Annotated in this window: 24 protein-coding genes; 14 read left to right on the top strand and 10 right to left on the bottom strand. The window is 72.0% G+C overall.

Translation table 11 applies throughout. The features are described 5' to 3' along the window. Positions 1-45: 45 nt before the first annotated feature. From upp to IF54_RS39355, 4 genes are read right to left on the bottom strand one after another with little or no spacing between them, the layout of a single operon-like run. Positions 46-726, bottom strand: a complete 681-nt coding sequence (gene upp / locus IF54_RS0102480) for a uracil phosphoribosyltransferase (protein WP_051735293.1) — start codon at positions 724-726, stop codon at positions 46-48. A 13-nt stretch (positions 727-739) separates the two neighbouring features. Continuing rightward, complete coding sequence (locus IF54_RS0102475; RefSeq protein WP_030313940.1) at positions 740-1,930, bottom strand: cytochrome P450; 1,191 nt, start codon at positions 1,928-1,930, stop codon at positions 740-742. Beyond that, the gene (locus IF54_RS0102470) at positions 1,920-2,741 is read right to left on the bottom strand and encodes a thioesterase II family protein (protein ID WP_199821164.1); all 822 of its coding nucleotides are present in this window, start codon (positions 2,739-2,741) and stop codon (positions 1,920-1,922) included. Before IF54_RS0102470 ends, IF54_RS0102475 begins: the two co-directional genes overlap by 11 nt. Positions 2,742-2,747: 6 nt before the next feature. Next, positions 2,748-4,781, bottom strand: coding sequence for an amino acid adenylation domain-containing protein (locus IF54_RS39355; RefSeq protein ID WP_030313937.1), 2,034 nt, complete (start codon positions 4,779-4,781; stop codon positions 2,748-2,750). Positions 4,782-5,058: 277 nt separating this feature from the next. On the opposite strand from IF54_RS39355, the gene IF54_RS0102460 reads away from it, so the two are divergent. From IF54_RS0102460 to IF54_RS0102430, 7 genes are read left to right on the top strand one after another with little or no spacing between them, the layout of a single operon-like run. After that, positions 5,059-5,949 carry an acetylating acetaldehyde dehydrogenase gene (locus tag IF54_RS0102460; protein ID WP_030313935.1) on the top strand — a complete coding sequence of 297 codons (891 nt, stop codon included), beginning with the start codon at positions 5,059-5,061 and terminating at the stop codon, positions 5,947-5,949. Then, positions 5,946-7,001 (top strand): 4-hydroxy-2-oxovalerate aldolase, encoded by a 1,056-nt coding sequence (gene dmpG, locus IF54_RS0102455; protein WP_030313933.1) that lies wholly within the window; start codon positions 5,946-5,948, stop codon positions 6,999-7,001. The genes IF54_RS0102460 and dmpG overlap by 4 nt, the downstream gene beginning before the upstream one ends. Next, positions 6,995-8,275, top strand: a complete 1,281-nt coding sequence (locus IF54_RS0102450) for a DegT/DnrJ/EryC1/StrS family aminotransferase (RefSeq protein WP_030313931.1) — start codon at positions 6,995-6,997, stop codon at positions 8,273-8,275. Before dmpG ends, IF54_RS0102450 begins: the two co-directional genes overlap by 7 nt. Further along, on the top strand, positions 8,272-9,441 hold the full coding sequence (locus tag IF54_RS0102445) for an FAD-dependent oxidoreductase (protein WP_030313929.1): 1,170 nt from the start codon (positions 8,272-8,274) through the stop codon (positions 9,439-9,441). The genes IF54_RS0102450 and IF54_RS0102445 overlap by 4 nt, the downstream gene beginning before the upstream one ends. A 30-nt stretch (positions 9,442-9,471) precedes the next feature. Further along, positions 9,472-11,157 (top strand): AMP-binding protein, encoded by a 1,686-nt coding sequence (locus IF54_RS0102440; RefSeq protein WP_030313926.1) that lies wholly within the window; start codon positions 9,472-9,474, stop codon positions 11,155-11,157. Then, entirely contained in the window at positions 11,154-12,386 is a 1,233-nt protein-coding gene (locus IF54_RS0102435; protein ID WP_030313924.1) for a cytochrome P450, read from the top strand. Before IF54_RS0102440 ends, IF54_RS0102435 begins: the two co-directional genes overlap by 4 nt. Positions 12,387-12,402: 16 nt before the next feature. Then, the gene (locus IF54_RS0102430) at positions 12,403-12,597 is read left to right on the top strand and encodes a ferredoxin (RefSeq protein WP_030313923.1); all 195 of its coding nucleotides are present in this window, start codon (positions 12,403-12,405) and stop codon (positions 12,595-12,597) included. A gap of 105 nt (positions 12,598-12,702) precedes the next feature. On the opposite strand, the gene IF54_RS0102425 is transcribed toward IF54_RS0102430, so the two are convergent. After that, positions 12,703-13,329: a 2OG-Fe(II) oxygenase gene (locus IF54_RS0102425; RefSeq protein WP_030313922.1), complete on the bottom strand. Its 627-nt coding sequence runs from the start codon at positions 13,327-13,329 to the stop codon at positions 12,703-12,705. Positions 13,330-13,553: 224 nt separating this feature from the next. Here IF54_RS0102425 and IF54_RS0102420 point away from each other — a divergent pair, with 224 nt between their 5' ends. Genes IF54_RS0102420 through IF54_RS40730 form a run of 6 tightly spaced genes read left to right on the top strand, consistent with a single transcriptional unit; the run spans position 13,554 to position 21,334 of the window. Continuing rightward, positions 13,554-14,210 carry a prolyl hydroxylase family protein gene (locus IF54_RS0102420; RefSeq protein WP_030313919.1) on the top strand — a complete coding sequence of 219 codons (657 nt, stop codon included), beginning with the start codon at positions 13,554-13,556 and terminating at the stop codon, positions 14,208-14,210. Positions 14,211-14,241: 31 nt separating this feature from the next. Next, positions 14,242-15,606, top strand: a complete 1,365-nt coding sequence (locus IF54_RS0102415) for a B12-binding domain-containing radical SAM protein (RefSeq protein WP_030313916.1) — start codon at positions 14,242-14,244, stop codon at positions 15,604-15,606. A 14-nt stretch (positions 15,607-15,620) separates the two neighbouring features. Continuing rightward, complete coding sequence (locus IF54_RS0102410; RefSeq protein ID WP_030313914.1) at positions 15,621-16,727, top strand: aminotransferase class I/II-fold pyridoxal phosphate-dependent enzyme; 1,107 nt, start codon at positions 15,621-15,623, stop codon at positions 16,725-16,727. Then, positions 16,724-17,458, top strand: coding sequence for a tyrosine-protein phosphatase (locus IF54_RS0102405; RefSeq protein WP_078851845.1), 735 nt, complete (start codon positions 16,724-16,726; stop codon positions 17,456-17,458). Before IF54_RS0102410 ends, IF54_RS0102405 begins: the two co-directional genes overlap by 4 nt. Before the next feature lie 10 nt (positions 17,459-17,468). Then, positions 17,469-18,110, top strand: a complete 642-nt coding sequence (locus tag IF54_RS40415) for a prolyl hydroxylase family protein (RefSeq protein ID WP_051735292.1) — start codon at positions 17,469-17,471, stop codon at positions 18,108-18,110. Further along, positions 18,107-21,334 carry an MFS transporter gene (locus tag IF54_RS40730; protein WP_063754918.1) on the top strand — a complete coding sequence of 1,076 codons (3,228 nt, stop codon included), beginning with the start codon at positions 18,107-18,109 and terminating at the stop codon, positions 21,332-21,334. Before IF54_RS40415 ends, IF54_RS40730 begins: the two co-directional genes overlap by 4 nt. 224 nt (positions 21,335-21,558) lie before the next feature. Here the strand turns inward: IF54_RS40730 and IF54_RS0102385 are convergent, their stop codons facing one another. From IF54_RS0102385 to IF54_RS0102370, 5 genes are all read right to left on the bottom strand, one after another. Beyond that, a complete protein-coding gene (locus tag IF54_RS0102385; RefSeq protein ID WP_234438900.1) occupies positions 21,559-22,143 on the bottom strand; it encodes a DUF5994 family protein in 585 nt (194 codons plus the stop codon). Positions 22,144-22,290: 147 nt separating this feature from the next. Continuing rightward, the gene (locus IF54_RS0102380; protein ID WP_030313904.1) at positions 22,291-22,638 is read right to left on the bottom strand and encodes a hypothetical protein; all 348 of its coding nucleotides are present in this window, start codon (positions 22,636-22,638) and stop codon (positions 22,291-22,293) included. Continuing rightward, positions 22,635-22,826 (bottom strand): CsbD family protein, encoded by a 192-nt coding sequence (locus IF54_RS40865; RefSeq protein ID WP_078851844.1) that lies wholly within the window; start codon positions 22,824-22,826, stop codon positions 22,635-22,637. The genes IF54_RS0102380 and IF54_RS40865 overlap by 4 nt, the downstream gene beginning before the upstream one ends. A gap of 159 nt (positions 22,827-22,985) precedes the next feature. Beyond that, positions 22,986-23,534 carry a DUF5994 family protein gene (locus tag IF54_RS0102375; RefSeq protein ID WP_199821163.1) on the bottom strand — a complete coding sequence of 183 codons (549 nt, stop codon included), beginning with the start codon at positions 23,532-23,534 and terminating at the stop codon, positions 22,986-22,988. A 156-nt stretch (positions 23,535-23,690) separates the two neighbouring features. Beyond that, positions 23,691-23,945, bottom strand: a complete 255-nt coding sequence (locus tag IF54_RS0102370) for a hypothetical protein (protein ID WP_030313900.1) — start codon at positions 23,943-23,945, stop codon at positions 23,691-23,693. Between the two features lie 151 nt (positions 23,946-24,096). On the opposite strand from IF54_RS0102370, the gene IF54_RS0102365 reads away from it, so the two are divergent. Continuing rightward, positions 24,097-24,582: a DUF5994 family protein gene (locus tag IF54_RS0102365; RefSeq protein WP_030313897.1), complete on the top strand. Its 486-nt coding sequence runs from the start codon at positions 24,097-24,099 to the stop codon at positions 24,580-24,582. Positions 24,583-24,999: the final 417 nt, after the last annotated feature.

Raw genomic sequence — 24,999 nt, 5'->3', positions numbered from 1 at the left:
TTTCACGGTCTTCCAGGCCGGTCGGAGAAGCCGGCCGCGCACGCGTCAGGCGTCCGTACCGAAGTAGCGGTCCCCGAAGTCCCCGATGCCGGGCAGCATCCACGCGTCCTCGGTCAGCCGCTCCTCGATGGCGGAGGTGACGATCCGCACCCGCGGGTACTGCTCGCAGACGGCGGTGATGCCCTCGGGGACGGTGATGAAGTTGACGAAGACGATGTTCTCCTCGGGCACGCCGAGCTCCGTCAGTACCCGCAGCGCCGCCAGCGCGGTCCCGCCGGTCGCCATGACCGGGTCGAGCAGCAGGACGTGCCGCCGGGCGATGTCGGCGGGCAGGGCGGTGTAGTAGAGGCGGGCCTCTTTGGTCGTCTCGTCCCGCTGGATGAGGATCTTCCCGATCCTGATCCCCGGGCAGACGTCCCGCAGTTCGCCCTCCATGCTCTCCCCGGCGCGCACCACGGTGACCCCGCACAGCCCGGAGGCGAAGCGCAGCCCCTGGTAGGCGGCGCCGGTCGGGGTGCGGACCTCGTGCGGTTCGAAGGGCAGCAGGTCCATGCCCGCCTCGATCAGCAGGCGGATGATCCGGCGCGCGTAGCGGACGAAGTCCTCGCGGCGGGCGTCCCGGTCGCGGATCGCGGTGTGCAGGGCGCGCAGTTGGTCGGTCTGGGGCAGCAGACGGAGGTTGGTGCCGAGGTACTGGTCGATCGAGGGGGCGGTCGGCGCGGTCATGGGGCAGCTCTCCTCAGGCCCTCGGAACGAATTTCACGGGAAGCGAGTCGAACCCCCACAGCAGGTTCGAGCGCAGGCGGCGGACCTGGCCGGCGAGTTCGGCGACCTCGACCCGCGCCAGGAGTTCCTCGAACATCACCGTGAGTTCGAGCTTGGCGAGCGAGGAGCCGATGCAGTAGTGGTTGCCCTGGATGAAGCCCAGATGGCGGTTGGGTTCGCGTTCGATGTCGAAGCGGTCGGGGTCGTCGAAGACCTTCTCGTCGCGGTTGGCCGAGGGCAGCCACGCGACGACGTGGTCCCCGGCGCTGATCAGCTCGCCGCCGAACTCGACGTCCTCGGTCGCGGTGCGCAGGGCGTGCATGACGGGCGAGGTGTAGCGCACGATCTCCTGGATCGCGGAGGGCATGAGGGCGGGCTCGTCGCGCAGGCGGTGCCACTGCTCCGGGTTGTCGATGAGGGCGAGGAGCCCGCCGACAGTGGCGTGCCGGGTCGTCTCGTTGCCGCCGGAGACCAGGGCGTCGCAGTTGTAGAGGATCTCCTGGTCGGTCAGCGGGGCGCCGTCGATCTCGCCGCACACCAGGGCGCTCATGAGGTCGTCCTTGGGCGCCCGCCTGCGCTCCTCGGCGAGATCCTGGAAGTGGAGCAGGATCTCGGTGTGGGCCTGGGTCTTGCGCGCCTCGTCGGCCTCGTCGAGGGCGGTGGAGCTCCAGGCGAAGCGGGTGCGCTCGACCATGAAGTCCCAGTCGGCGGGCGCGACGCCGAGCATGTCGCAGATGACGGAGACCGGCAGTTTCTGGGCGACGCGCGTGAACTCGCACTCCCCTGCGGCCAGCGCCTCGTCGATGGCCCGGGCTGCCGTCTTGCGCATGTTGGATTCCAGCCGGCTCACCATGCGGGGGGTGAACGCCGAGCTGACGACCTTGCGGATCTTGTCGTGCCGGGGCGGGTCGGTGATGTTGAGCATCTTGCCGGCCGCGGCGGCGAGGACCTGCGGGTCGGAGTCGAGGCGCATCCCGTTCCGGGAGCTGAACACGCGGGGGTCGGTCAGCATGTCCGTGCACAGGCCGTGGGTCATCACCGCCCAGAAGTGCTCCCCGTTGGCCCGCTGGTTGCGGTAGACGGGGTGTTCGGCGCGCAGCCGCGACCAGACCGGTCCGGGGTCGGAGTCCCGGTAGAGGAGCGGGTCGGACAGGTCAACGTTCATCAGCTCTCCCGGTGTCGATCGTGGTGGCGGGACGGAGGACCTCGCGCAGGGCGTGCAGGACGTCGTCCTGGTGTTCCCCCAGGTAGAAGTGGCCGCCGGGGAAGGTGCGGAGCGTGAAGCGGCCCCGGGTCGCGCCGGCCCAGGCGCCCGCGTCGCCGACGCCGACCGCCTTGTCCTGGCGGCCCACGAACGCGGTGACGTCGGTCCGCAGGGACGGGCCGCCGGCGCGCGGGACGTAGGACTGGACGATGCGGTAGTCGTCGCGGACCGCCGGCAGGAAGGCGGAGCGCATGTCCGGGTCGTCCAGCAGGCCCGCGTTGCCGGAGCCCAGCTCCTTGAGGAGGGCCACGAGCCGGTCGTCGTCCAGGAGATGGGCGCCTTCCTGTCCGGCGAAGGGGCGCACCCGGTGGGGGGCGCCGCACCCCGAGACCACGAGGTGGCGTACGGCGCCGCACCGGCCGCCGGCCGTGAGACGGCGCAGGACCTCGTAGCCGACGACGGCGCCCATGCTGTGCCCGAAGAAGACGGCGGGCCGGTCGAGGAGACCGCGCAGCTGCTCGGTGGCCTGGTCGGCGAGGGTGTGCAGGTCGGGCGGGAACTCCTCCCGGATCCGGTTCTCGCGGCCCGGGTACTGGACGGCCCACACCTCGGCCCCGGCGAGGTCCTGGCCGCCCCAGTCCCGGAAGTAGCTGGCCGCGCCCCCGGCGTGCGGGAAGCACACAAGCCGGGCCGGGGCCGAAGGCTTCGGCGGCCCGAAGGTGCGCAGCCAGGGGCTGTCGGGCCGCGCGGCGGCGATCTGTCGCGGTGCCACCGCCGGTCAGCTCCGCCCGGCTCGGTCCGCCGCGCCGTCGCCGGTCGCCCGGGTGACGGCTTCGGCGAGCCCGGCGACGGTCGGGGACTCGAACAGCATGCGGGCCGTCATGGCGACGTCGAACCGGGCGCGGATGCGGGCGATGAGGCTCGCGGCGAGCAGGGAGTGTCCGCCCACCTGGAAGAAGTCGGCGTCGACGCTGATGCCGCTGCGGCCGAGGATGTCTTCCCAGATGTCCGCCAGGACCGCTTCCACGGGTGTGCGCGGCGCGATGTGGACGGCCCCGCCGTCGTCGTCGGGTTCGAGGGCGAGCAGGGCGGTCCGGTCGATCTTCCCGTTGGGGGTCATGGGGAAGGCGTCCAGGACGTGGACGGCCGTCGGGATCATGTACCAGGGCAGCCGGCTCCGCAGGTGGGCGATCAGTTCGGCGGCCGGCGGTGCGGTCCGCTCGTCGGCGGTCACGAAGCACACGAGAGTGCTGTCGGGGTCGTCGCCGGTCACCTGGGCGACGCACGAGCGGACGTCCCGGTGCTCGGCGAGCACGGTCTCGATCTCGCCCAGTTCGATGCGGTAGCCGCGCAGTTTCACCTGGTGGTCCCGGCGGCCGAGGAACTCCAGGCAGCCGTCGGCGTCCGCGCGCACCAGGTCCCCGGTGCGGTAGAGCCGGCTGCCGGGCACGCCGGAGAAGGGGTCGGGCAGGAACCGCTCGGCGGTGGTCTGCGGCGCGTTGAGGTAGCCGACGGCCACGCCCGCCCCGCCGATGAACAGCTCGCCCGGTGTTCCCGCCGGCACCGGCCGCAGGGCGTCGTCGAGGACGTACGTGCGGACGTTGCCGATGGGGCGGCCGATCGGGACGGAGCCGTACTCGCCCCTCTCCCAGTCGGCGCCCGGCTCGTGGACCGTCGTGGTGATGGTGCCCTCGGTGGGGCCGTAGACGTTGAACCAGCGGATGTCCTCGCCGACCCGTTTCTTCCAGGTCAGCAGCGCCTGGCGGGCCGCCTTCTCGCCGGCCACGATCATCGTGCGCAGCGCGGACTCCGTGGCCAGCCGCAGCAGACAGTCCTCCTCCGCGACCCAGCTGTGCCAGAAGGCCGTGGGCACGCTCAGGAAGGTCGTGCCGGTGTCGATGACCTGCTGGGTCAGGGCCCGGAACGTCTGGCGCAGGGGATCGCTGCCGAGGACGAGGGCCGCGCCGTGCAGGAGCGGCGGGAAGATTTCCTCGGCGGCGGCGTCGAAGCTCAGCGGCCTGCATTGCAGGACGCGGTCGCCGGGGGCGAACGCGAAGTGCCGGTTCACGGCGGAGCTGTGGTTCGCCAGGGAGCGGTGCGTCACCAGGACGCCCTTGGGGCGGCCCGTGGAGCCGGAGGTGTGGATGACGTAGGCGGCGTCCGCAGGAACCGGGACGGGGCTGTCCGGCGCGGGCGCGGTGGGCAGGGCGTCGATGTCCTGCCGGTGCTGGTCGAGGCAGACGATCTCGCCGTCGTAGTCCGGGAAGAGCGGGCGGAGCGGCTCCTGGGTCAGGAGCAGTCGTGCACCCGTGTCGGACAGGACGTACCGCAGCCGCTCGACCGGGTACTCGGGGTCGAGGGGCACATAGGCGGCGCCGGTCTTCAGGACGCCTAGCAGGGCCGTGATCATCTGCGGCGACCGCTCGACGCACAGGCCCACGTACCCGCCGGGCCCGACGCCGCGCTGCCGCAGGTGTGCGGCCAACTTGCTCGAATCGTCGTCGAGTTGACGGTACGTCAACTCCTGGTCCCGCCAGATCAGGGCCGGCGCCCCGGGGGTGCGCGCGGCCTGGGCGGCGAACAGGTCGTGCAGGCAGGCGCCCGCGTCCTTCCCGGCGTCCGGGAGTCTCGCGGGCCGGATGTCCGGCCAGTGGGCGCCGATGTACTCCAGGCACTCCCGGCGGCTCGCCGCCCGGTGCGCGACGCGCCAGCCCGGCGGTACGTCGAGGCCGCCGGCCCACAGAGCGTGCCGGTTCTCGCTGTTCACCAGGACCAGAGAGACACCGTTGTCGTCATGAATCGGGTTGACCACGGCTCGCAGTCCCCTTCGGATGCTAAAGGTGCGGCGTACGGACTGGCGTTGTAGCGGGGGAAGCCCCCGGGGTGGTGCCCGCACAGCATGTCGCCGCGTCCCTGCAAGGACCTCGCCGCCTCGCTTGCCCCGCCCGCGGCGGCGACCGGTCAGCGCGACGGCGAGCCGTCGGCAAGGCCCCGGTTCCAGGCTGGGCCGCGTAGGGACCACCGCGGCCGGCCTCCGCGGGCGGTCCCAGGGCGGATCACGCCGCACCTTGACGGAAAGGCGACCGTACATGCAAGCAACTGGACGGCTGTCCGTATCGGTCCTCGGCGCCGGACTCATCGGTATGGACCTGGCGACCAAGATCATGCGCTCGGACTGTCTCGACCTGCGGCTCGTCGCGGGGCGGCACGACGCCCCTGAGCTGCGGCGGGCGGCCCGGCGCGGGCTGCCGGTGGCGACCGGGGGCATCCAGTCCCTCGTCGACGCCGAGGAGGACTTCGACGTGGTGTTCGACGCCACCAACGCGTCGTTCCACGCCGAGCACGCGGAGAAGCTCGCGGCGTCCGGGGCGATGATCGTGGACCTGACGCCCAGCAGAGTCGGGCAGATGATCGTCCCGGCCGTCAACCGGGAGGACATCGGCTCCCACCGCGACATCAGCATGGTGACCTGCGGCGGGCAGGCGTGCGTACCGATCCTGCACGCGATCGCGAGAGCGCACGAGATCGACTGCGTCGAGGTCGTGACCACGGCCGCCACCCTGAGCGTGGGCCGCGCCTCGCGCCTGAACCTCGACGAGTACGTGCAGACCACGCAGGACGCGATCCGCTGGTTCACCGGCGTCGAGGACGTGAAGGCGCTCGTCAACATCAGCCCCGCCCGGCCCGCGGCCACCTTCAGGGTCGCCATGTACCTGCGGGGCCGGGACCTCACCACCGACTCGGTGCGCGCGCTGGTGACGAGAGCCGCCGACGAGATCCGTACGTACGTCAAGGGATTCGGCGTCAGCGTGTGCACCGTCAACGACTCCACGGCCTTCGTCTCCGTGGAGGTCACCGCGTCCGGCGACCGGCTGCCGCACTACGCCGGGAACCTCGACATCATCAATTCCGCCGCGATCCAGGCCGCCGAGTCTCACGCGGCGGACCGGCTCGCACTGGCAGGCAGGGAGACGGCATGAGCCAGGAAGCGGGCAGGCCGGTCCAGATCCACGACCCGACGCTGCGCGACGGCCAGCACGCCGTGCGGCACAGCCTCGGCGCGGAGCAGTTCCGCGCCTATCTGAAGGCCGCGGACGCCGCGGCCGTCCCGGTCGTCGAGGTCGGCCACGGCAACGGGCTGGCCGCCTCGTCCCTCCAGGTCGGCCGGGCCCGGCTGAGCGACGACGAGATGATGTCGATCGCCCGGGAGACCCTGACGACCAGCAAGCTCGGGGTCCTCATGTTCCCGGGCTGGGCCACCACCCAGGACATCAAGAACGCCCTCGCGTACGAGGTCGACCTGGTGCGCATCGCGACGCACTGCACCGAGGCCAGCGTCGCCGAGCGGCACCTCGGCTTCCTGCGCGACGAGGGCGTGGAGGCGCACGGCATCCTCCTGATGACGCACATGGCGAGCCCCGACCAGCTCGCCGAGGAGTGCGCGCGCCTGGTCGGGTACGGCGCCACCGGCGTGGGCATCCTCGACTCCTCGGGCCACTTCCTGCCCTCGGACGTCACGGCCCGCATCGGGGCCATCTGCGCCGCCGTCGACGTGCCCGTGATGTTCCACGGGCACAACAACCTCGGCATGGCCGTGGCGAACTCGGTCGCGGCGGCTCAGGCGGGGGCCGGCATCCTCGACGCGTGTGCCCGGGGCTTCGGCGCCGGCGCCGGCAACACCCAGCTGGAAGTCCTGGTGCCGGTGCTGGAACGGCTGGGGTTCCGGACGGGCATCGACCTGTACCGGCTCCTGGACGCCGCGGACATCGCCGGGCGGGAGCTGATGCCGGCGCCGCCCACCATCGACTCCGTCTCCATCGTCAGCGGGCTGGCCGGCGTGTTCTCCGGGTTCAAGAAACCTGTGCTCGACATCGCGGCGCGGGAAGGGGTCGATCCGCGCGACGTCTTCTTCGAACTCGGCAGGCGTCAGGTGGTCGCGGGCCAGGAGGACCTGATCGTGGAGGTGGCGCTGGCCCTGCGCGCCGCCCGGGACGGGGGAAGCCCGGCGGGCCGTGGGACCGGCTCATGCTGACCGTGAACGAGAACTCCCGGTACTTCGTGCCGGCCCCCGCTGTGGGAAGCATCCTCGGGGAGGCCGAACTGGCCGCGCTGGGCGAGGTCGTCCGCTCCGGCGAGAGCCTCTCGCAAGGGCGGTGGCGGGACGCGTTCGAGCAGGCGATGCGCGAGCACGTCGGCAGCAGGTACGCGATGACCGTCACCAGCGGAACCGTCGCCGTCGCGCTCGCCGTTCACCTGCTGGACCTCGCCCCCGGTGACGAGGTGATCGTGACCCCGCAGACCTTCAAGGCCACCGCCGACCCCTTGCTGGCCCACGACGTGACGGTCCGCTTCTGCGACGTGGAGCCGGACACCCTGAACGTGGACGTCGACTCGTTCGAGTCACTGATCACCCCGCGGACCCGGGCCCTGATCCTGGTCCACTACGGCGGCCGGCCGGCCCGTATGGACGAGATCATGCGGGTGGCCCGCCGGCACGGCGTCCGGGTGATCGAGGACTGCGCGCACGCGCTGGGCGCCCTCTACCGTGGCCGGCGGCCCGGCGTGCTCGGCGACATCGGGTGCTTCAGCTTCCACTCCAGCAAGAACATCACGACCCTCGGCGAGGGCGGCATGCTCACCTTCGACGACCCCGAGTGGGCCGAGCGCGTCGACCGCATCCGCTCCAACGCCGCCGACGGGGTCCTCGTGCCGTCACCGCTGCCGGCCGGGCCGTACGACCGCTCGCAGCCCTGGATGATGTGGGCGGGGGACTCGTACGAGAAGGAGTGCCTGCGTATCCGGCACCCCGGGAGCAACGCCACGCTCAGCGAGGCCGGGGCGGCCGTCGGGCTCGTCCAGCTGGAGCGTCTCGGGGAGCTGACCGGGCGGCGGCGGTGGATCGCCGGGCGCCTCGCCCAGACGCTGGCGGAGTTCCCGCACGTGCGGCCGGCCGAGGTGCCCGAGGACATCCACCACCCCTACCACCTGTTCACCTTCTTCGTCCGGCCGGGACAGGGCGTGAGCCGCGACGAGGTCATCCACGCCCTGGAGGACGCCGGGGTCCAGGTGCAGGTGCGCTACTTCCCCCTGCACCTGCGCCCCGAGTGGCGGGGCCGGGGCCACCGGCTCGGCGAGTGTCCGGTCACCGAGCGGCTCTGGTTCCACGAGCAGGTCAACCTGCCCTGCTACCCGTCGATGACCGACGGCCAGGTCGAGCACCTGGTGCTCGCCCTGAAGTCCGCGCTCACCGGACGGCGGGACACCGGCAAGGGCGGCACGTCGAGTTACGAGGAGGCCCGGGTATGACGGAGTCCTATGACGTGGTGGTCGTGGGAGGCGGGCCCGTGGGCCTGGCCACGGCCTGGCAGGTCGCCGAGCGCGGCCACCGGGTGCTGGTCCTGGAGCGGCACACGTTCTTCAACGAGAGCGGGGGCACCAGCGGCGCCGAGCGGCACTGGCGGCTCCAGTACACCCAGGAGGACCTGTTCCGCCTGACGCTGGAGACCCTTCCGCTGTGGCGCGCGCTGGAGAGCCGCTGCGAGCGCCGCCTCATCCACGAGATCGGCAGCCTCTGGTTCGGGGACACCGACGTCGTCACCAACGAGGGCCAGATCTCGGGGACCGCCGCGATGATGGACAAGCTCTCGGTGCGCTACGAGTGGCTCAAGGCCACCGACATCGAGCGGCGGTTCGGGTTCCGCGGCCTGCCCCGGGACTACGAGGGGTTCCTCCAGCCCGACGGCGGGACGATCGACGTCAGGGGGACGCTGGCGGCCCTCTTCACCCTCGCCCAGGCGGCCGGCAGCGCCCTGCGCGCCGGTGAGACGGTGACGGAACTCGTGCCGGACGCGGACGGCGTGAGCGTCACCACCGACCGGGGCACCTACCGCGCCGGCAAGGTCGTACTGGCCTGCGGACCGTACACCAACGACCTGCTGGAGCCGCTGGGCGCGCGCCTCGCGTACTCGGTGTACGAGATGGCCATCGCGGCCTACCGGCAGGCCCTGCCGGTGGACGAGTCGCCGTTCTGGTTCGCCTTCCAGCAGCCGACGCGGGAGGACACCAACCTGTTCTACGGGTTCGGCCACAACCCGTGGGCGCCCGGGGAGTTCGTGCGCTGCGGGCCGATCTTCGAGGTGGACCCGCTCGACCACCCGTCGTCGGCCACCGGCGTCGCCGACCGGCGCCAGATGGACCGGCTCTCGGGCTGGCTGAGGGATCACCTGCCCACGGTCGCCCCCGACCCGGTGCGGACCTCGACCTGCCTGGCCGTACTGCCCACGGACCCCGAACGGCAGTTCTTCCTCGGCACCGCGCGGGACCTGATGACGCACGGGGAGAAGCTCGTCGTCTACGGGGCGGGCTGGGCGTTCAAGTTCGTCCCGCTGTTCGGCCGGATCTGCGCCGACCTCGCCGTGGACGACTCCACCACGTACGACATCTCACGGCTCGCCCCGCAGTCGGCTCTCTGACGTGGCCGCGAGAAAGGAAGGTGACAGGGCGTGAGTTCATTCCGTCCCGAGGATCCCGGCCTCCCGAGGATTCCGCCGGATCGCGCGCGGGAGTACCGCGACCGCGGGTGGTGGCGTCCCGAGCGGGTCGACCAGCTGGTGCTGCGGCACGTGGACGAGGATCCCGAGAAGGAGGCCGTCCGGGGCCCCGGCGGCCGGCTGACCCGGCGCGAGCTGGCGGACGCGGTCGCCGGCGCCGCCGCCCGGCTGGCCGGACTCGGGATCGCGCGCGGGGACCGCGTCCTGGTCCAGCTCCCCAACGACCTGGAACTGGTCGTCCTGCCGCTGGCGCTGATGCGGCTGGGCGCTCACCCGGTGATGGCGGTGCCCACGCTGCGCCGCCGAGAGCTGCTGGCGGCCGTGGCCGCCACCCGGCCCACAGCCGTGGCCGTACCGCGCCGCTGGCAGCGCTTCGACCATGTCGCGCTGGCGAGGGAACTGCGGGAGAGCTGCCCGAGTATCCGGCACATCCTGGTCGCCGACCGCACCTCGGACGCCGTTCCCGAAGGCACCGAGGACCTGGTCGAGCTGTGCCGTCCGGACCCCGGGGCCGGGCCCCTGCCCGATCTGGGGCCGCCGCTGGCCGACGAGCCCGCCGTCTTCCTGCTGTCCAGCGGGACCACCGGCCCGCCGAAGGCGATCGCGCGCGCCCACGAGGGCTACGGCTACATGATCCGGACGGCCGCCCGGTGGGCCGGGCTGTCGCCGGACACGGTGTACCTCGCCGTCATGTCGGGGGCGCACGGATTCGTCCTCAACTGCCCCGGCATGTTCGGCGTCCTGGCCTTCGGCGGCCGGGTGGTCCTGGGCTCGCCGGGAGATCCCGGGGCGGCGCTCGACCTCATCGACCGGGAGGGGGTGACGCACACGACGCTGGTGCCCGCGCTGGTCACCCAGTGGCTCAGCGAGGTCCGGCAGCGGGGCCGCGGGCCGACGTCGCTGCGCGTGATGCAGGCCGGCGGTGCCCGTCTGGAGCCCGCCCCGGCGGCCGAGGCGCACCAGCTGCTCGGTTGCACGGTGCAGCAGTGCTACGGCATGAGCGAAGGGCTGCTGACCTATACCGCGCTGGACGACCCCGGTGATGTCATCGCCCACACCCAGGGGCGGCCGGCCTCACCCGGCGACGAGATCCGCATCGTGGCCGAGGACGGCACCGAGGTGGCGCCCGGTGAGGTGGGAGAGCTGCTGACCAGGGGCCCGTACACGGTCGCCGGGTACTACGCGGCGCCGGAGGCCGACGCGCGCGCGTTCACCGACGACGGCTTCTACCGCACCGGCGACCTGGCACGCCTCCACCCGTCGGGCGGGCTGGTGGTGGAGGGCCGGATCGGCGACGTCATCAACCGCGGCGGGGAGAAGATCTCCGCCCGGGAGATCGAATCACTGCTCGCCGAGCACCCCTTGCTGCGGGCGGTCGCGGCGGTCGCGATGCCGCACCCGGTGTGGGGGCAGACGGTCTGCGTCTTCGCCGTCCCCTCCGACCCGGAGAAGCAGCCGAAGCTGCTGGGCCTGCGCCGCTTCCTCACCGAGCACGGAATCGCCACATACAAACTGCCCGAGGAATTGAGGGTGGTGGACGCGCTCCCGATGATCGGCGTCGGGAAGATCAACCGGGTCGCCCTGCGCGCGGCGGCAGCGGACCGGCACGCCCGAGAGGAACGGGAACCCATCCCATGACCGAGACACTCGACCACGACATTCCGTCGTTCCCCATGGCCCGCGAGTGCCCCATGCGCCCGCCCGCCGAGTACCGGGAGCTGCGCGGGCGGGAGCCGGTCAGCCGGGTCCGCATGCCCGACGGGCAGGTGGCCTGGCTGGTCACCAAGCACGAGCTGGCCCGCAAGCTGCTCGCCGACCCGCGGGTCAGCGCCGACCGCCTGCACCCTGCGTTCCCGGGCCGGCTGACCGCCGAGCAGCGCGCGGCGGCCGAGCGCGTGCGCCGGCTCAGCACCCGGCGGTCCATGATCCACCTGGACGGGGCCGAGCACGGGGCCCACCGCAAGATCCTGACCGGGGAGTTCTCGCTGCGCCGGATCGCCGCGCTGCGCCCGCGTGTCCAGGAGATCGTCGACCGGAGCATCGACGAGATGCTGGCCGCGCCGCAGCCGGCCGACCTCGTCGAGCACGTGTCGCAGGCGGTGCCGTCGCTGGTGATCTGCGAGCTGCTGGGCGTGCCCCACGAGCAGCGCCGCGACTTCCACGAGTGGGCGGGCATGCTGGTCAGCCGGTCCGTCTCGATACGGGAGCGCGCCGCGGCCTCCGACGCGCTCAACGACTTCCTGGAGGACCTCGTCACCGAGAAGGAGCGGGGCGAGCCCACCGACGACCTGATCGGCCGGCTCATCGCGCGCAACCGGCAGACGCCGGTGATGACGCACGACGAGATCGTGGGCACCGCCGTCATGCTGCTGATCGCCGGGCACCAGACCACCGCGAACATGATCTCGCTGGGCGTGGTGGCGCTGCTGGAGAACCCGGAGCACAAGGCGCGGATCGCGGCCGATCTGTCGCTGCTGCCTCCGGCGATCGAGGAGATGCTGCGCTACTTCAGCGTCGTGGAGAACGCACCCGCCCGGGTCGCCACCGAGGACATCGAGGTCGGCGGCGTGACCATCCGCAAGAACGAGGGCATCGTCGTGTCGGGCCTGGCCGCCGACTGGGACGACGAGGTCTTCGAGCACCCGGACCGGCTCGACTTCGAGCGCGGCGCGCGCCACCACGTCGCCTTCGGCTACGGGGTCCACCAGTGCCTCGGGCAGAACCTGGCCCGGGTGGAGCTGGAGGTCGTGTTCGAGACGCTGCTGCGCCGGGTGCCCGGCCTGTCGCTGGCCGTGCCGGCCGAGGAGCTGCCGTACAAGGACGACGCCGGGATCTACGGCATCTACCGGGTGCCGGTGAACTGCTGAGGAGAGGGGCTCGCCCGTGCACATCACCGCGGACAGGGAGCGGTGCGTCGGCGCCGCCCAGTGCGTCCTGGCGGCGCCCGCCGTCTTCGACCAGGACGAGGAGGGGCTGGTCGCGCCGCTGACGGTGGATCCGGCGGGGGCGGACGGGCCGGCCGTCCGTCAGGCGGTCCATCTGTGCCCGTCGTCGGCCCTCCGGATCGACGAGGAGTGACCGGGAGGAGCGAGGGGCTCCACCGACGGAAGCCGCCGTCCGAGACAGCTCGGGCGGCGGCTTCCGTCGGTGTCCGGCTGTCGGTGTCCGGCCGGAGTTCGTCGGCTACTCGAAGAAGCTCATGGTGACCGACTGCCGCACCAGGCCCCGCCCCGCGGTGACCGGCGCCATCTGGTGCCAGGACAAGGGCGACGCCGAGTAGAACCAGGCGGTGCCTCCCGTCGGGGGCATCGTCGAGGCGGGGCCGGCCGACCTGTCCGGGCCGGACCAGTACTCCTGTTCTCCGCCGCCGTCGGCCGGCCAGTGCTCGTTGGTGTGCAGTTCGAAGGCGAGTCTCTTGTGCTGTTTGCCGGTGTTGAGGTCCTCGAAGTCGCCGTCGACGTGGCGGTACATCTCGGCCCGGCGGTGCAGCCCGATGGTGTCCACCCCGGTCTCGCGGCGAAGCCAGTCGGCGAACTCCTCGGACAGCAGGTCGGTGACCAGTTCGCGCCAGGGCGCCGCCAGGGGGATGCCATCGGGGGTGAGGCCGGTCTTGTTGTCGGAGAACGGCAGGACGGACGAGCGGTAGCGGCGCCGTACGTCACCGGTCGAGGTGTCGATGCGCTGGAACAGGCCCTCGTCCGGCGCGGTGGCGCCGAGGTCGGCCAGGTCCCGGGCGGAGATCAGACCGGCGCCGCGGAAGTGCCGGAAGGGGTGGTCCCACGTTTCGAGCCGGACGTCCAGGTTGATCAAGACTCGCACCTCTCGGCGGCCGGGCGTGTGCACCGGTTCGGGTATCAGGGCTGCCCCGCCAGTGTCACCACCGCGCTTGCCGTGCGATGGCGTGCCGGTTTGCGAAGACCTTGCCGATCCCCGGCAGCGAACCGACAAGGGGTCGGCAGGGGCCCGCGGACAGGCTGTGGCCAGGTCGGGCCCGGGCCGTCCCGGGACCCCCGCATCGACCCCAAGGAGACACCGTGGTGCTGACGCTCGACTCGGCGCTGGAGGAACGTACCCAGCCGTTCCAGCTCTTCCGTGGCCGTGACCTGCTCGACGACGGGCAGCTGAAGGAGCTGCTCGCGACCATGCCGACCGCCGACGTCGCGAAGATCGCGGTCGAGGACCCGAAGCACGAGAAGCAGTACCGGATGAACCTCGTGGACCTGATCGTCCTGGAGAAGGAAGCCCCGGTCTTCCCCCGCCTGCCCGAGATCTGGCGCGACCTCGTGGAGGACCTGCGGGGCGCCGAATTCACCGCCTGGCTGGAGAAGTCGACCGGGATCGAACTGGCCGGCCTGCAACGCAGCATCGGCCTCTACACCCACCGCAACGGCGACTACCTGTCGGTCCACAAGGACAAGCCGACCAAGGCGATCACCGTGATCCTCTACCTGAACCGCGACTGGCCCGTCGAGGCGGGCGGGCAGTTCCAGATCTTCGCGTCGCCCAAGGAGGGCCCGACGGAGGAGATCAGCCCGGTCGGCGGCCAGCTGCTGGCCTTCCCGCCCACCGACAAGTCGTGGCACGCGGTCTCGAAGATCGAGCACCCGGAGGGGACCGAGCGGATCACGGTCCAGATCGAGTACTGGCTGGACACCGAACTCGCGGGCTCCGCGTACCGGCCGCAGAACTGACCGTCCGGCGCCCGGCACCGAAAGGACCCCCATGGGAAAGATTGTGGACGAACCCCGGAAGATCCTCGTGATCTGGCCGCCGCAGGTGCTCAGTTACTTCAACGCGGGGCACCACCTCGCGCTCTACCAGGTCGCGGGCCACCTGCGCGCCGTCTACCCGGGCGCCGAGGTCACCGCGATCGACGCCAGTGTCGAGCGACTGACGTGGAAGGACCTCGGCAGCAGGCTCTTCCAGGAGCGGTACGACGTGATCGCCGTGATGAACGAGTTCGACGGCATCGACGGGTTCCGCCGGCTCGTCTCCTACGCCAGGGCACTGAACCCGGACGCCCCGATCATCACGTTCGGCCGGCTGTCCGGGGTCAACCCCCGCTTCTTCGAGCGCTTCGACATCGACGCGATCGTGGAGAACGGCGACTTCGAGGCCGGTGTCGTCGCCGCGATCGAGACCTTCCGGGGCCGGGCGGCCGACGCGGCGGGGGTGTACCTGCGGCGCGACGGCTCCTGGGCCGCCCCGAAGCGCCGCGGTGACCTGCTCCCGGCGGAGGACTGGTACCTGCCGACGCCCGACGAGATCCCGTACGCGCACTACGACGCCCTCTACTTCGACGACGCGAACAAGTTCTGCGGCATCCCGCGCCGCCGCGAACTGGTCGTCCCGGCGGCGCGCGGGTGCCCGGTCGGCTGCTCCTACTGCGAGGTGCCGATGATCTACACACGGAAGGAACGGCGGCTCACAGTCGAACGGACGCTTCAATACATAGAGGAGTCGTTCGCCGCGGCGCCGTTCGAGTACGTGGCGTTCTACGCGCCGACGTTCACGCTGGACAAGAAGTGGATGGAGGAGCTCTGCCGGGAGCTGACCGGCCGGGGTTCCCCGTACCCGTGGAAGTGCGCGACGACGGTCCACCACCTCAGCGAGGAAATGATCCGCTCGATGGGGGCGGCCGGCTGTGTCCGGATCAGCGTCGGTCTGGAGACGCTCGACCCGCAGGAGGGCGCGTTGCTGCCCCGGGCGAAGCAGAAGTCCGCGATGGACCTCGACCGGCTCTCGGCCTGGTGCAAGGAGTCGGGCATCGAGCTGAACTGCTTCGTCATCGTGGGGCTGCCCGGCACGACGATCGAGGGTGCCGAGCGGACCATCGAGGCCGTCCAGGAGCGCGGGGGCCGGGCACGGCCGACGGTGTACGCCCCCTGGGAGCTGGCAGGCCCCGACCTGCTGGACCATGAGATGGCCGCCTTCAACCGGCAGTTGTTCGTGCCGGGCACCCACGCGCTGACCGACGAGGAGCTGGCCCGCGGCTACGACATCGTCTTCGGCAGTCAGCCGGACGTCACGCAGGTGTTCGAGAACATCCCCGCCCGCGCCGCCGGCCCGGCCCTGCGCCCGGCATGAGGGACGAGACGCTCGTGACGGCGCGGGAAGGGGCGGGCTCCCCCTTCCTGCGGGAGAGCGCCGGCCGGTTCCGCAACCGACGCGCCCGGGTCCCCGACGAGATCAACCTCAAGAACTGCGGGCTGCTCGACAGCCGGGCGGCGGCGGTGCACCGGGCCACGCTGGCTCAGTTCGACCCGGACGACGTGCTGACCTACCCCATCCTGGGGCCGGTCTACGGGATGCTGGCCGACCGGTTCGGGGTCGACGTCGACTCGCTCGTCCTCACCGCGGGCAGCGATCCCGGGCTGAACCTGCTGACCCGGGCGTTCCCGGAGGTGTCGCGGATCGTCCTGCACCAGCCGAACTTCGACGGCTGGGCGAAGTTCGCGGCGATCTCGGGCTGTGTCCTCGACCCGGTCGCCCCGGACCCGGGGACGGGGCTGTTCGACCTCCGTGACCTGGCGCGCCGGCTGCGGGCGGGAGCGCCGGCGTTCGTCGTCGTCACCACCCCGCACAGCTTCACCGGGCAGGTGCACGGGGCACAGGAGCTGGCCGAGCTGGCGGACGCCGTGGCGGAGCACGGCAGTCTCCTGGTCGTGGACACCGCCTACCTGGCGTTCACCGAGGGCGGCGAGGAGCTGGTGCGCGGGCTCGCCGGTCTGCGGCACGTCGTCCGCGTCAACACGTTCTCCAAGTGCTACGGCCTGTCGGGCGCCCGGATCGCGGTGACGGTCGCGCACCCGGCGACCGCCCGCCACCTGTTCGACCTGGACCCGGAGGGCTCGGTCTCCGCTCTGGCGGTCGCCCTGCTGCGGCGGTCGCTGGAGGAGCAGGCCGTCTTCACCGGGATCTGGGCCGATGTCCGGCGGCTGCGGGAGCGGTTCGCGGCCGAGGTCGAGCGCGCGGTGCCCGGCTGGCACGCCCGGCCGAGCGGCGGGAACTTCGTCACCTGGGACGTCCCCGACCCGGCGGACGCAGAGGCCGCGAGCCGGCACCTCCTGGAGCGGGGGATCGTCGTACGGGACCTGTCCGGCGCGCCGGGGCTGCCGGCCGCCGTCCGGATCGCCGTCGCGAACGAGGCCGTCGTCCGTCAGGTCGTCGCCGCCCTGCGCGACCGGTACCGCGAAGGGGTGGCATGAACACTCGGAGCATCATGGTCCCGGGCCTGCCCAACGTGCGCGATCTGGGCGGGCTGCGCGGTCCCGCCGGGGGGTACCTGCGGCGGGGACTCCTCGTCCGGGGGCCCGCGCCGTCACCGGACACGGCGCCGGCGCTCGGCGGCCTGGGCATCCGTACCGTCGTCGACCTGCGTCTGGAGGAGGAACGCCGGCAATACCGGGGGCCCGAGTCCACGGGCGCGACCGTACTGTCCCGGCCCGTGGCCGGCGACATGAGCCGTATCCGGGGCAATGTACGGCCCCGGCCCAGCGACTATCTCGCGAACTACCGCGACATGCTGACCCGGGCGGCGCCGGTCGCGGCGGAGATCGTGGACCTGCTCGCCGACGGGGCGGAGGTCCCCGTCTACATCTGCTGCGCGATGGGCAAGGACCGCACCGGCGTCGTCAGCGCCCTGGTCCTGCGGGCGCTCGGGGTGCGGACGGCGGACGTCGCCCGGGACTACGCCCTGACCGCCCGCGCCTACCGTGCCCTGCGCAGCGCCGACGCCCGCCCGAACTGGACCCGCGAGGACACCCTCGCGCAGCTGCGGCTGCGGACCTCCACGCCTGCGGCGACGATGCGCTCGCTGATCGCCGGGATCGAGGCCGAACACGGCAGCGTCGCCCGGCTGCTCACGCTCCACGGCCTCCGGGAGGAGACCCGGCTGCGCACGGTCGCCGGCGCGTTCACCCACCCCGCCCACCTGTGAGGAAGAAGACGTGTCCCTCGTCGACATCGAGACCATCAGCCGGGCCGAGCTGGAACAGGACCCGTTCGGCCACGCCGTGATCCCCCGCTCGTTCGTCACGGACGCCGTCGCCGAGAACCTGCGCGGCGAGTTCAGCGACACCGGCTTCGAGGAGTCCGAGCGCACGGACCTGAACCGGTCCGACAAGCAGTACCGGATGTTCAACCGCAACCTCGTCACCGCCGGCGCGGTCGACGAGGACCAGGTGCGCACGCTCCCCGCGAACTGGCAGCAACTCGTCGCGGACGTCGTCTCCCAGCCCTACCGCGAGGCGCTGTCCGCGCTCACCGGCGTGGACCTGGAGCGGTGCCTGGTCGAGGCCCGCATGACCCGCTACGCCCGGGGCTGCTGGATCGAGCCGCACACCGACCGCCCGGACAAGGCGGTGACTCACCTCTTCTACTTCAACGACGGGTGGGACCCGGAGTGGAGCGGTGACCTGCGGCTGCTGCGCAGCGCCGACATGGACGACTGCGCGAAGCGGGTGGCGCCGACCACCGGGACGTCCGTCGTGCTCGTCCGCTCGGACCGGTCCTGGCACGGCGTCCCGCCGGTCGCCGACACCTGTCCCGTGGACCGGCGGGCACTGCTCGTGCATTTCGTCCGCCCGTGACCCCGTTCGTGATCGGCCGGGGGCGGGAGACGCCCGGGAAACGCACCTACCTGGTGGCGCTCACCGTCGACTGCGTGGGCAACGGCCTGTGGACGCCGGTCGCGCTGATCTTCTTCACCCGGGGGCAGCACCTCCCCCTGGCGCACGTCGGTGCCGCGCTGACGGTCGGCGGGCTCCTCGGCCTGCTGGCGGGACCGGTGAACGGTCTGCTGGTGGACCGGAGGGGTCCGGCGAACGGGGCGGCCCTGAGCTACGCCGTGCGCACCGGGGTGTTCGCGCTGTTCCCCTTCGTCTCCGCCACGTGGCAGGTCGGCGCGCTCGCCGTCGTCGCGGCTGCTGCCGACCGGCTGTTCTGGACGGCCAGCACACCGCTGCTGGCCCGGCTGGTCCCGGCCGAGTCGCTCATCGGCGTGCTGAGCACGGCGAGCGTGCTGAAAGTCAGCGGGTGGGCGGCGGGCGGCGCGATCGGCGCGACCGCCGGGGGCCTGCTGATCGACAGCGGTACGGGACTGCACCTGGTCGCCTACGCCAACGGCCTCACCTACGCGGCGGCCATGGTCCTGGTGCTCACGGTGCGTCGGCACGTCCGGCCCTCCCCTGCTGCCGAGCCTCCGGCCGACGGGCGGGCGTGGCGGTGGCGCGACCTGCGTGACGACCCCGGCTTCCTGCGGCTGTGCCTGCTGACGCTGTTGCTGGCGTTCGTCTCCGACTGTCTGACGGCGATGCTCCCGGTGGTCGCCATCGTGGTGCTCGGGCAGCCGTCGTGGGTGCCCGGGGTGGTGATCGCCGTCGCCTGCGTGTCGATGGCCGTGGCCCGGCGCCCCGCGGTCGCCTACGCGCGGCGTGTCCCCGCCCCGCGGGCGCTGCGCCTGGCGGCCTGTTTCTTCACCCTGGCGGTCCTCGTCATGGCGACGTCCGGCTGGGCGGGGCCGGCCACGACCGCGGTCGTCCTGTGCGCGGCGCTGATCTGCACGCTCGGCGACGCGCTGTTCGCTCCGGTCGTCACCACGACGGCGAACGCCGCCGCGCCGCCCGGTCTGGAGGGCCGCTACAACGCGACCTTCCAGACGTCCTTCGGGATTGCGGGCGCCGTCGCCCCGGCGGCCGGGACGGCGCTGCTGGCCCACGGGAACACCGTCCTGTGGCTCGGCCTGGCCGTCGTCTGCGCGGGGGCGGCCCTGTCGGTCGAGTTCCTCACGCGGCCCACCCGGCCGGTGGCGGCGCCCGCACCCGCGCCGCTGCGGCGGATCGTCGTCGGCGGGATCTCCGGCGCGGGCAAGACCACACTGGCCGCCGCCCTCGCGGGGGCGCTGGACATCCGGCACATCGAGATGGACGCGCTCTACCACGGGCCCGGGTGGACCCACCGGGCGGAGTTCGCGGACGACGTGGAGGTCGCCACGCGGACACCGGCGTGGATCTGCGACGCCCAGTACCACTGGGTCGTCGGCGACCTGCTCGGCGAGCGCGCCGACACGTTCGTCTGGCTCGACCTGCCCCGCCGGACCGTCATGAGCCGCGTGCTGCGGCGCTCGCTGGTCCGGGCCGCCACCGGCCGCGAGCTGTGGCACGGCAACCGGGAGACCTGGCGGTCGATGCTGCGCAACCCGCGCCACCCGCTGCGCTGGGCCTGGTCCCAGCACGCCACCCGGCGGGCCGAGACGGCCGCCTTCCTCGGCTTGCACCCCGGCCTCACCGTCGTCCATCTGACCAGTGCGAGGGAAGCGCGGCAGTGGCTGCGTTCGATTCCGCACCAGACCCTTTCGCCCGACCCCTCACCACTCAGCGCAGGAGGTACCCCCATGCAGGACCGTCGGCGAGAACCCGCTCCCCCGGGCGAGCCGCTGCTGGAGATCCACGGCGGGAACCGGCTCTCCGGGGCTGTCCGCACCTCCGGGTTCAAGCACTCCCTGGTCACCACCGTGGCCGCCGCGGCCACCGCGAGCGCGCCGGTGCGCATCGGGAACTGCCCGGACATCGTCGAGACCACGGTGCTGGGCGAGATCTTCCGCGCCGCGGGCGCGCACGCGCACTACGACGGGGCGGCCGAGACGTTCACCGTCGACGCGTCCACCTGGGACCGCGCGGAGCTGCCGGCCGATCTCGTCGGCCGCATCCACGGTTCGCTCTATCTGCTCCCCGCCCTCGTCTCGCGCAACGGCGTGGCCCGGCTGCCCGCGAGCGGCGGCTGCACGATCGGCGAAGGCCCTCGCGGGAGGCCCGTCGAGCACCTGCTGGACGTGATGGGACGGTTCGGCGTCACCACCCGGCTCACGGAGGACGGCTCCGTGGACCTCACGGCGCAGCGGCTCACCCCGTGCACCATCGACATGCTCGACTACACGCGCAACAAGGCGCTCATGAGTGGGCCCTGCTACAGCGGTGCGGTCAAGACCGCGCTGCTGATGGGCGCGGTCACGCACGGGACGACCACGCTGCACCACCCGTATCTCAAGCCCGACGTGACCGACATGGTCACCGTGCTCCGCGACCTGGGCGCCGACATCGAGTTCGCCGGACCCGAGACGTGGGTGATCCATGGCCGCGGCCCCGAGTCGCTGGACCGGCCCGCCGACGTCACGCTGATCCCCGACCTGATCGAGGTGATCACCTGGATCTGCGCCGGCGCCCTGCTGGCGGACGAGCCGCTGCGGATCACCGGCCCGGGCATCGACCGGGCGGTCCATGCGCTCGCGCCCGAGTTCGACCTGCTGGACCGGATGGGGGTGCGCGTCGACGTCGGGGCCGACGAGGTGACCGCGCACCCGCTGACGAAGCCGTTGCGGCCGGTGGAGTTCACCGCCATGTCGCGCGGCGTGTTCAGCGACAGCCAGCCCTTCTTCGCCCTGCTCGCGGCGTACGCCGAAGGCTCCACCTGCATCAGGGAGGCCGTCTGGGAGCACCGTTTCGGCTTCGCCCCGGAGCTGGAGGCGCTCGGCATGCGGACGGCGGTCGACGACACGGTCCTGCGTGTCGACGGCCCCTGCCCGCCGTACCGGCCCGGCGCCGACCTCTACTCCACCGACCTGCGCGCCGCCGCGGTCCTGCTGCTCGCCGCGCTCGCGGTACCGGGCCGGACCACGCTGCGCAACCACCACCACCTGGCCCGCGGTTACCGCGACCTGGTCGAGGACCTGGTGAAGCTGGGCGCCGACATCCGGCACACGACGGCGCCCGACGTCCGGCAGAAGCTCACGGCGGGGGCCGGTGCGGACCCGGCCTGACGTCCTGAGCCGCGACCGCGACGGGGCCCTGCCGGGGTAAGGAGACCCTGGGACCGGCCGGGTTCGGCGTGCCTCGTCCGCGGCGGCGGGGCAGGGGGGTGCTGGAGCGGTGCACGGCGATTCTGTCGGCGTGCTCGGTGTTGAGCCGGTGGATCGGGTATGCCGCCGCTGCAATGAGGACGATGAAGGTGGCGGCCGTCAGGAAGGCGTTCATGGCGGCCGCCTCACATACCGACGATCAGGCGACCGGACGGACCGGACTGAGGCGGAACGGCCGCGGACACCGAGGCGCCGCCCTCGTATTCCCACGCCTCGTCCGGGTCCAGTGGCTCGTCGGGCGCGGCGGCGCCGTGCCGGGCCTCTTCCGCGGCGATGAGCGCGCTCGCGGTCAGGGGCGGGCCGTCGTGGTGGGACGCGGTAGCCATCAGCCGGGCCGCCGACTCCGCTCCGGTTTCGGGCGGGATGATCAGCAGGTCCCATCGGCCGGTGCGGTAGGAGAGCAGCAGCAGCTTGTGCGGGTCGATTTCCGGGGTGAACCAGCCGACCTTGACGATGTGGCCGTCCACGGGAACCTGGCGCGGGATGACCGGCCAGTACGTCGGGTTGACGGCGATGCGTGTGATGCGGCCCCACAAGGGTTCCAACACGTCGGTCAGCGCGGGCAGTTCGCTCAGCAGATCCCGGGAGCGGGGCCACCAGGCACCGTCCAGGAGGCCACGGGCGGCGCTGTCCGTCTTCAGGGCGAGACGCGCGGCCGGGATTACGACGGGCGCGGGGGGCGGCAGGGTGGGGTGCAAGGTCGCCGACATGATGCGGACCCGTCTCCGGGCCGCCTCTGCGGCGGCCCGGGTTTCATCTTTCGCCGAGAACGACCCGGCGTGGAAGCCGGTGTGCGAAATGCCCTCGGTACTGTCGACACTACTCCGCGCTCGGCCGCGACGCGGAGGAGTGGCCGCCTAGATGTGGAGCAGTCTCTGGGTGATCTCCCGGTACTGCCTCAGTGCGTGCCGAAGTTCTTCGGACTGTGTGTCGGGGTTCTGGCCCTGCCAGCCGGAGCGCAGGAGACGCCGTCGTTCCGCTAGGGCGTTCACGAGCTGTGCGGAGGCTTCGTCGTAGGCGCTCTCGGCCTCTTCCAGCGCCTCGACAGGAGTGTCGGCGAAAACGTTGAGGGCGTGCCGGAGGCGCTGGACGATCTTGTCCTGTTCCTCCGACGGGAGCAGCGGCTCCGGGCCCTGGCTGCGGAGTCCGGTCGGGCCCGGAGTCTGGCCGACGGACTGCCGGGCGCGTGTTTGGTCGTACATCATCGGGGGCCACTTCCGTTCCGCCTGAAGGCGTCCTTGGTCTCCTCCGCCGCCTGTTTCAGGCTTCCGGAGACGCGGTCGTTCCTGCCTCGGCGTTGCAGTCGCCTGTTGCCGGTAACCCGGCCGAGCTCTTGCGTGATCCTGCCCTTCATCGTCTGCGCCTGGTTCCTGATGCTCCGTGCAACGGTCATGGCCAGCCTCGCTGTTGTCCGGTGGTGGGTTGCCGCGGGGACCGGGCGAGGCGGAACGCTTCGCCGTGTGTTCCGGAGGTGCGTGGCCCGACACCGTGCGGGTTTTCAGCGTCCGGCGACGGTCCGTTACGCGGTCGCCATGCGATCTGGGCCGTCTCGTCACGGCAGGGGCGGCGCATATGGCCGCATCGACGCGGTCAGCCGGTCGGGCTGTCCGGTGTCGGCGTCGGCCGATGTGGAGGGGGTATCGACCAGTTCCGCCGTCAGGAGAGCGGTCGCGGTCGACTGCGGGGCCGTGCTCGCGCTCGCCGCGGTCATCAGCCGGGCGGCCGATGGGGCGCTGACCTCCGGGGGTATCACCAGCAGGTCCCAGCGGCCCGACGTTCCGGACAGCAGCAGGATCTTGTGCGGGTCCAGCTCGGTGGTGAACCAACCGACCTTCACCACATGGCCGTTGACGAATATCCGTTGCGGGATGACCGGCCAGTAGCGGGGGTTGACGGCGATACGGGTGACTCGCCCCCACAGCGGGTCCAGGACGTCGGCCAGCGCGGGCAGTTCGTCGCTCAGGTCACGGGAGCGGGGCCACCAGGCGCCGTCCAGCTCCACCTTCTCCGGGGAGGGGCCCAGGGGCTTGAGGGCGAGGCGTGCGGACGGGGCCCTGAAGGGCACGGCGCGCGGCGAGGAATGGTCGGTGATCGCGGACATCGTGGGAACCCGTCTCCGAACCCCTGCGCGTGAGCAGTTGTCCGGTGCCGTTGCTCACCAGGAACGACACCGGTATCGGGGCCGGTGCGCGAAGTGCTCCCGATGGGTTCACGCTACTCCCCGAAGCCGCCGAACGGGCCGCTCCGGGAGATCCCCTCACTTCCGCCGGCGGCCGTCCTGGCCCGAGGAGCGGCTGGTCTCCAGCCAGGACCGCGCCGGTTCCGCCGCGCTGGTGGTGTCCACAGTGAGTTCCAGGCGGGTCCCTCCCTCGGTGTCCGCGGGATAGCTGCGCTGTTCTGTGGTGGCGAAGCAGTGACGGAGAACCTCCGCGACCCGGCGGGCGACCTCGGGGGAGGCGGTGACGATACGTACGTCGGCGTGTCCGTCGGGGGGAGTCTCCTGGGGCTGCATGACGACCGTTCCCTCTTTGGCGTGGATCCGTGGACTGGATCTTTCACCCTACTCCGGTCCGTGTGACCAGCGAGCTTTCCGACTGCTGCGGGCCGCGGAGTACTGTGGAACGAGGAAGTCACTCCGTGTCCCTCACAGACAGGCGGGTGTCATGTCCGACTCCGGTTCCCCGCGTGTGACCAGGCTCCTGCCGGACGCCGTCCACCAGGCGGTGAAGCCGGGGACGGCTGTCGTACGGCTACAGACCACGCATGACCGGCGGGGCGTTCTCGACGGGGCGTGGTGGCCGTGCTCCCGTGATGTCGCAGCCGAGCTTCCCGCCCTGATCTCCGCGCTGGCCGAGTACCTCGGGCCGCTCACGCGCGTCGGCCTGGATGCCGCAGCCTGGGACGCGCTGCCGACGCGCCTGCTCGTCGACGACCGCATCGTCCGCATCGACTCCTTCCCGGTCGGCGACGACACCGTCCTCGTCACCAGGGGCGATCAGGACTACTTCTCCCTCCTCGTCATCCCGCCGCACGCGACCCCCGAGGCGGCACGCGCTGCCATGGCAGAAGCCGTCCGGGCCGACAACATCACGCAAGCCGAACAGATTCTTATCAACACCGGTACCGACCGGGTAGCGCCGAAGACGTGACTCCGGTCAGCCGAGGCGGCCGTCGTGCCAGTCCGGTGCCGGCTCCAGGATGACAGTGCCGTCGAAGGCGCCCGTGAGGCCGACAGGCGGGGTTCCGCGAACCGGCACCTGCAAACAGTCTTAGGGCAATCCAGCTGCCTGCCATCGCGGCCCGGTCTGCCGCGAGCCGCCGACGCACGCACGAGGCGACCACCGGCAACGGGCGCATCCAGGTGAGAGACACGGTCACCTCGGCAGCGCGCGCTCGCGCGACCATTGTCAGTCGCACGAGCACGACGGCCCGTGGCTCTGTTCCGAACCACGAACTCGATGTCCGGGTTCCACGTTCCGAACCACGAACTCGATGTCCGGGTTCCACGGTTTCGGCGTCCCATGCCCGCCGCCCTCGGCGGCGAGGAGACGCACGCCTGCGGAAAC

This window comes from Streptomyces sp. NRRL B-3229 (assembly GCF_000719505.1).
In the GTDB taxonomy this organism is placed as follows: Bacteria; Actinomycetota; Actinomycetes; order Streptomycetales; family Streptomycetaceae; genus Streptomyces; species Streptomyces griseorubiginosus.
The sequence above is the reverse complement of the archived record's forward strand: the minus strand, read 5'-3'. Positions and strand labels throughout refer to the sequence as shown.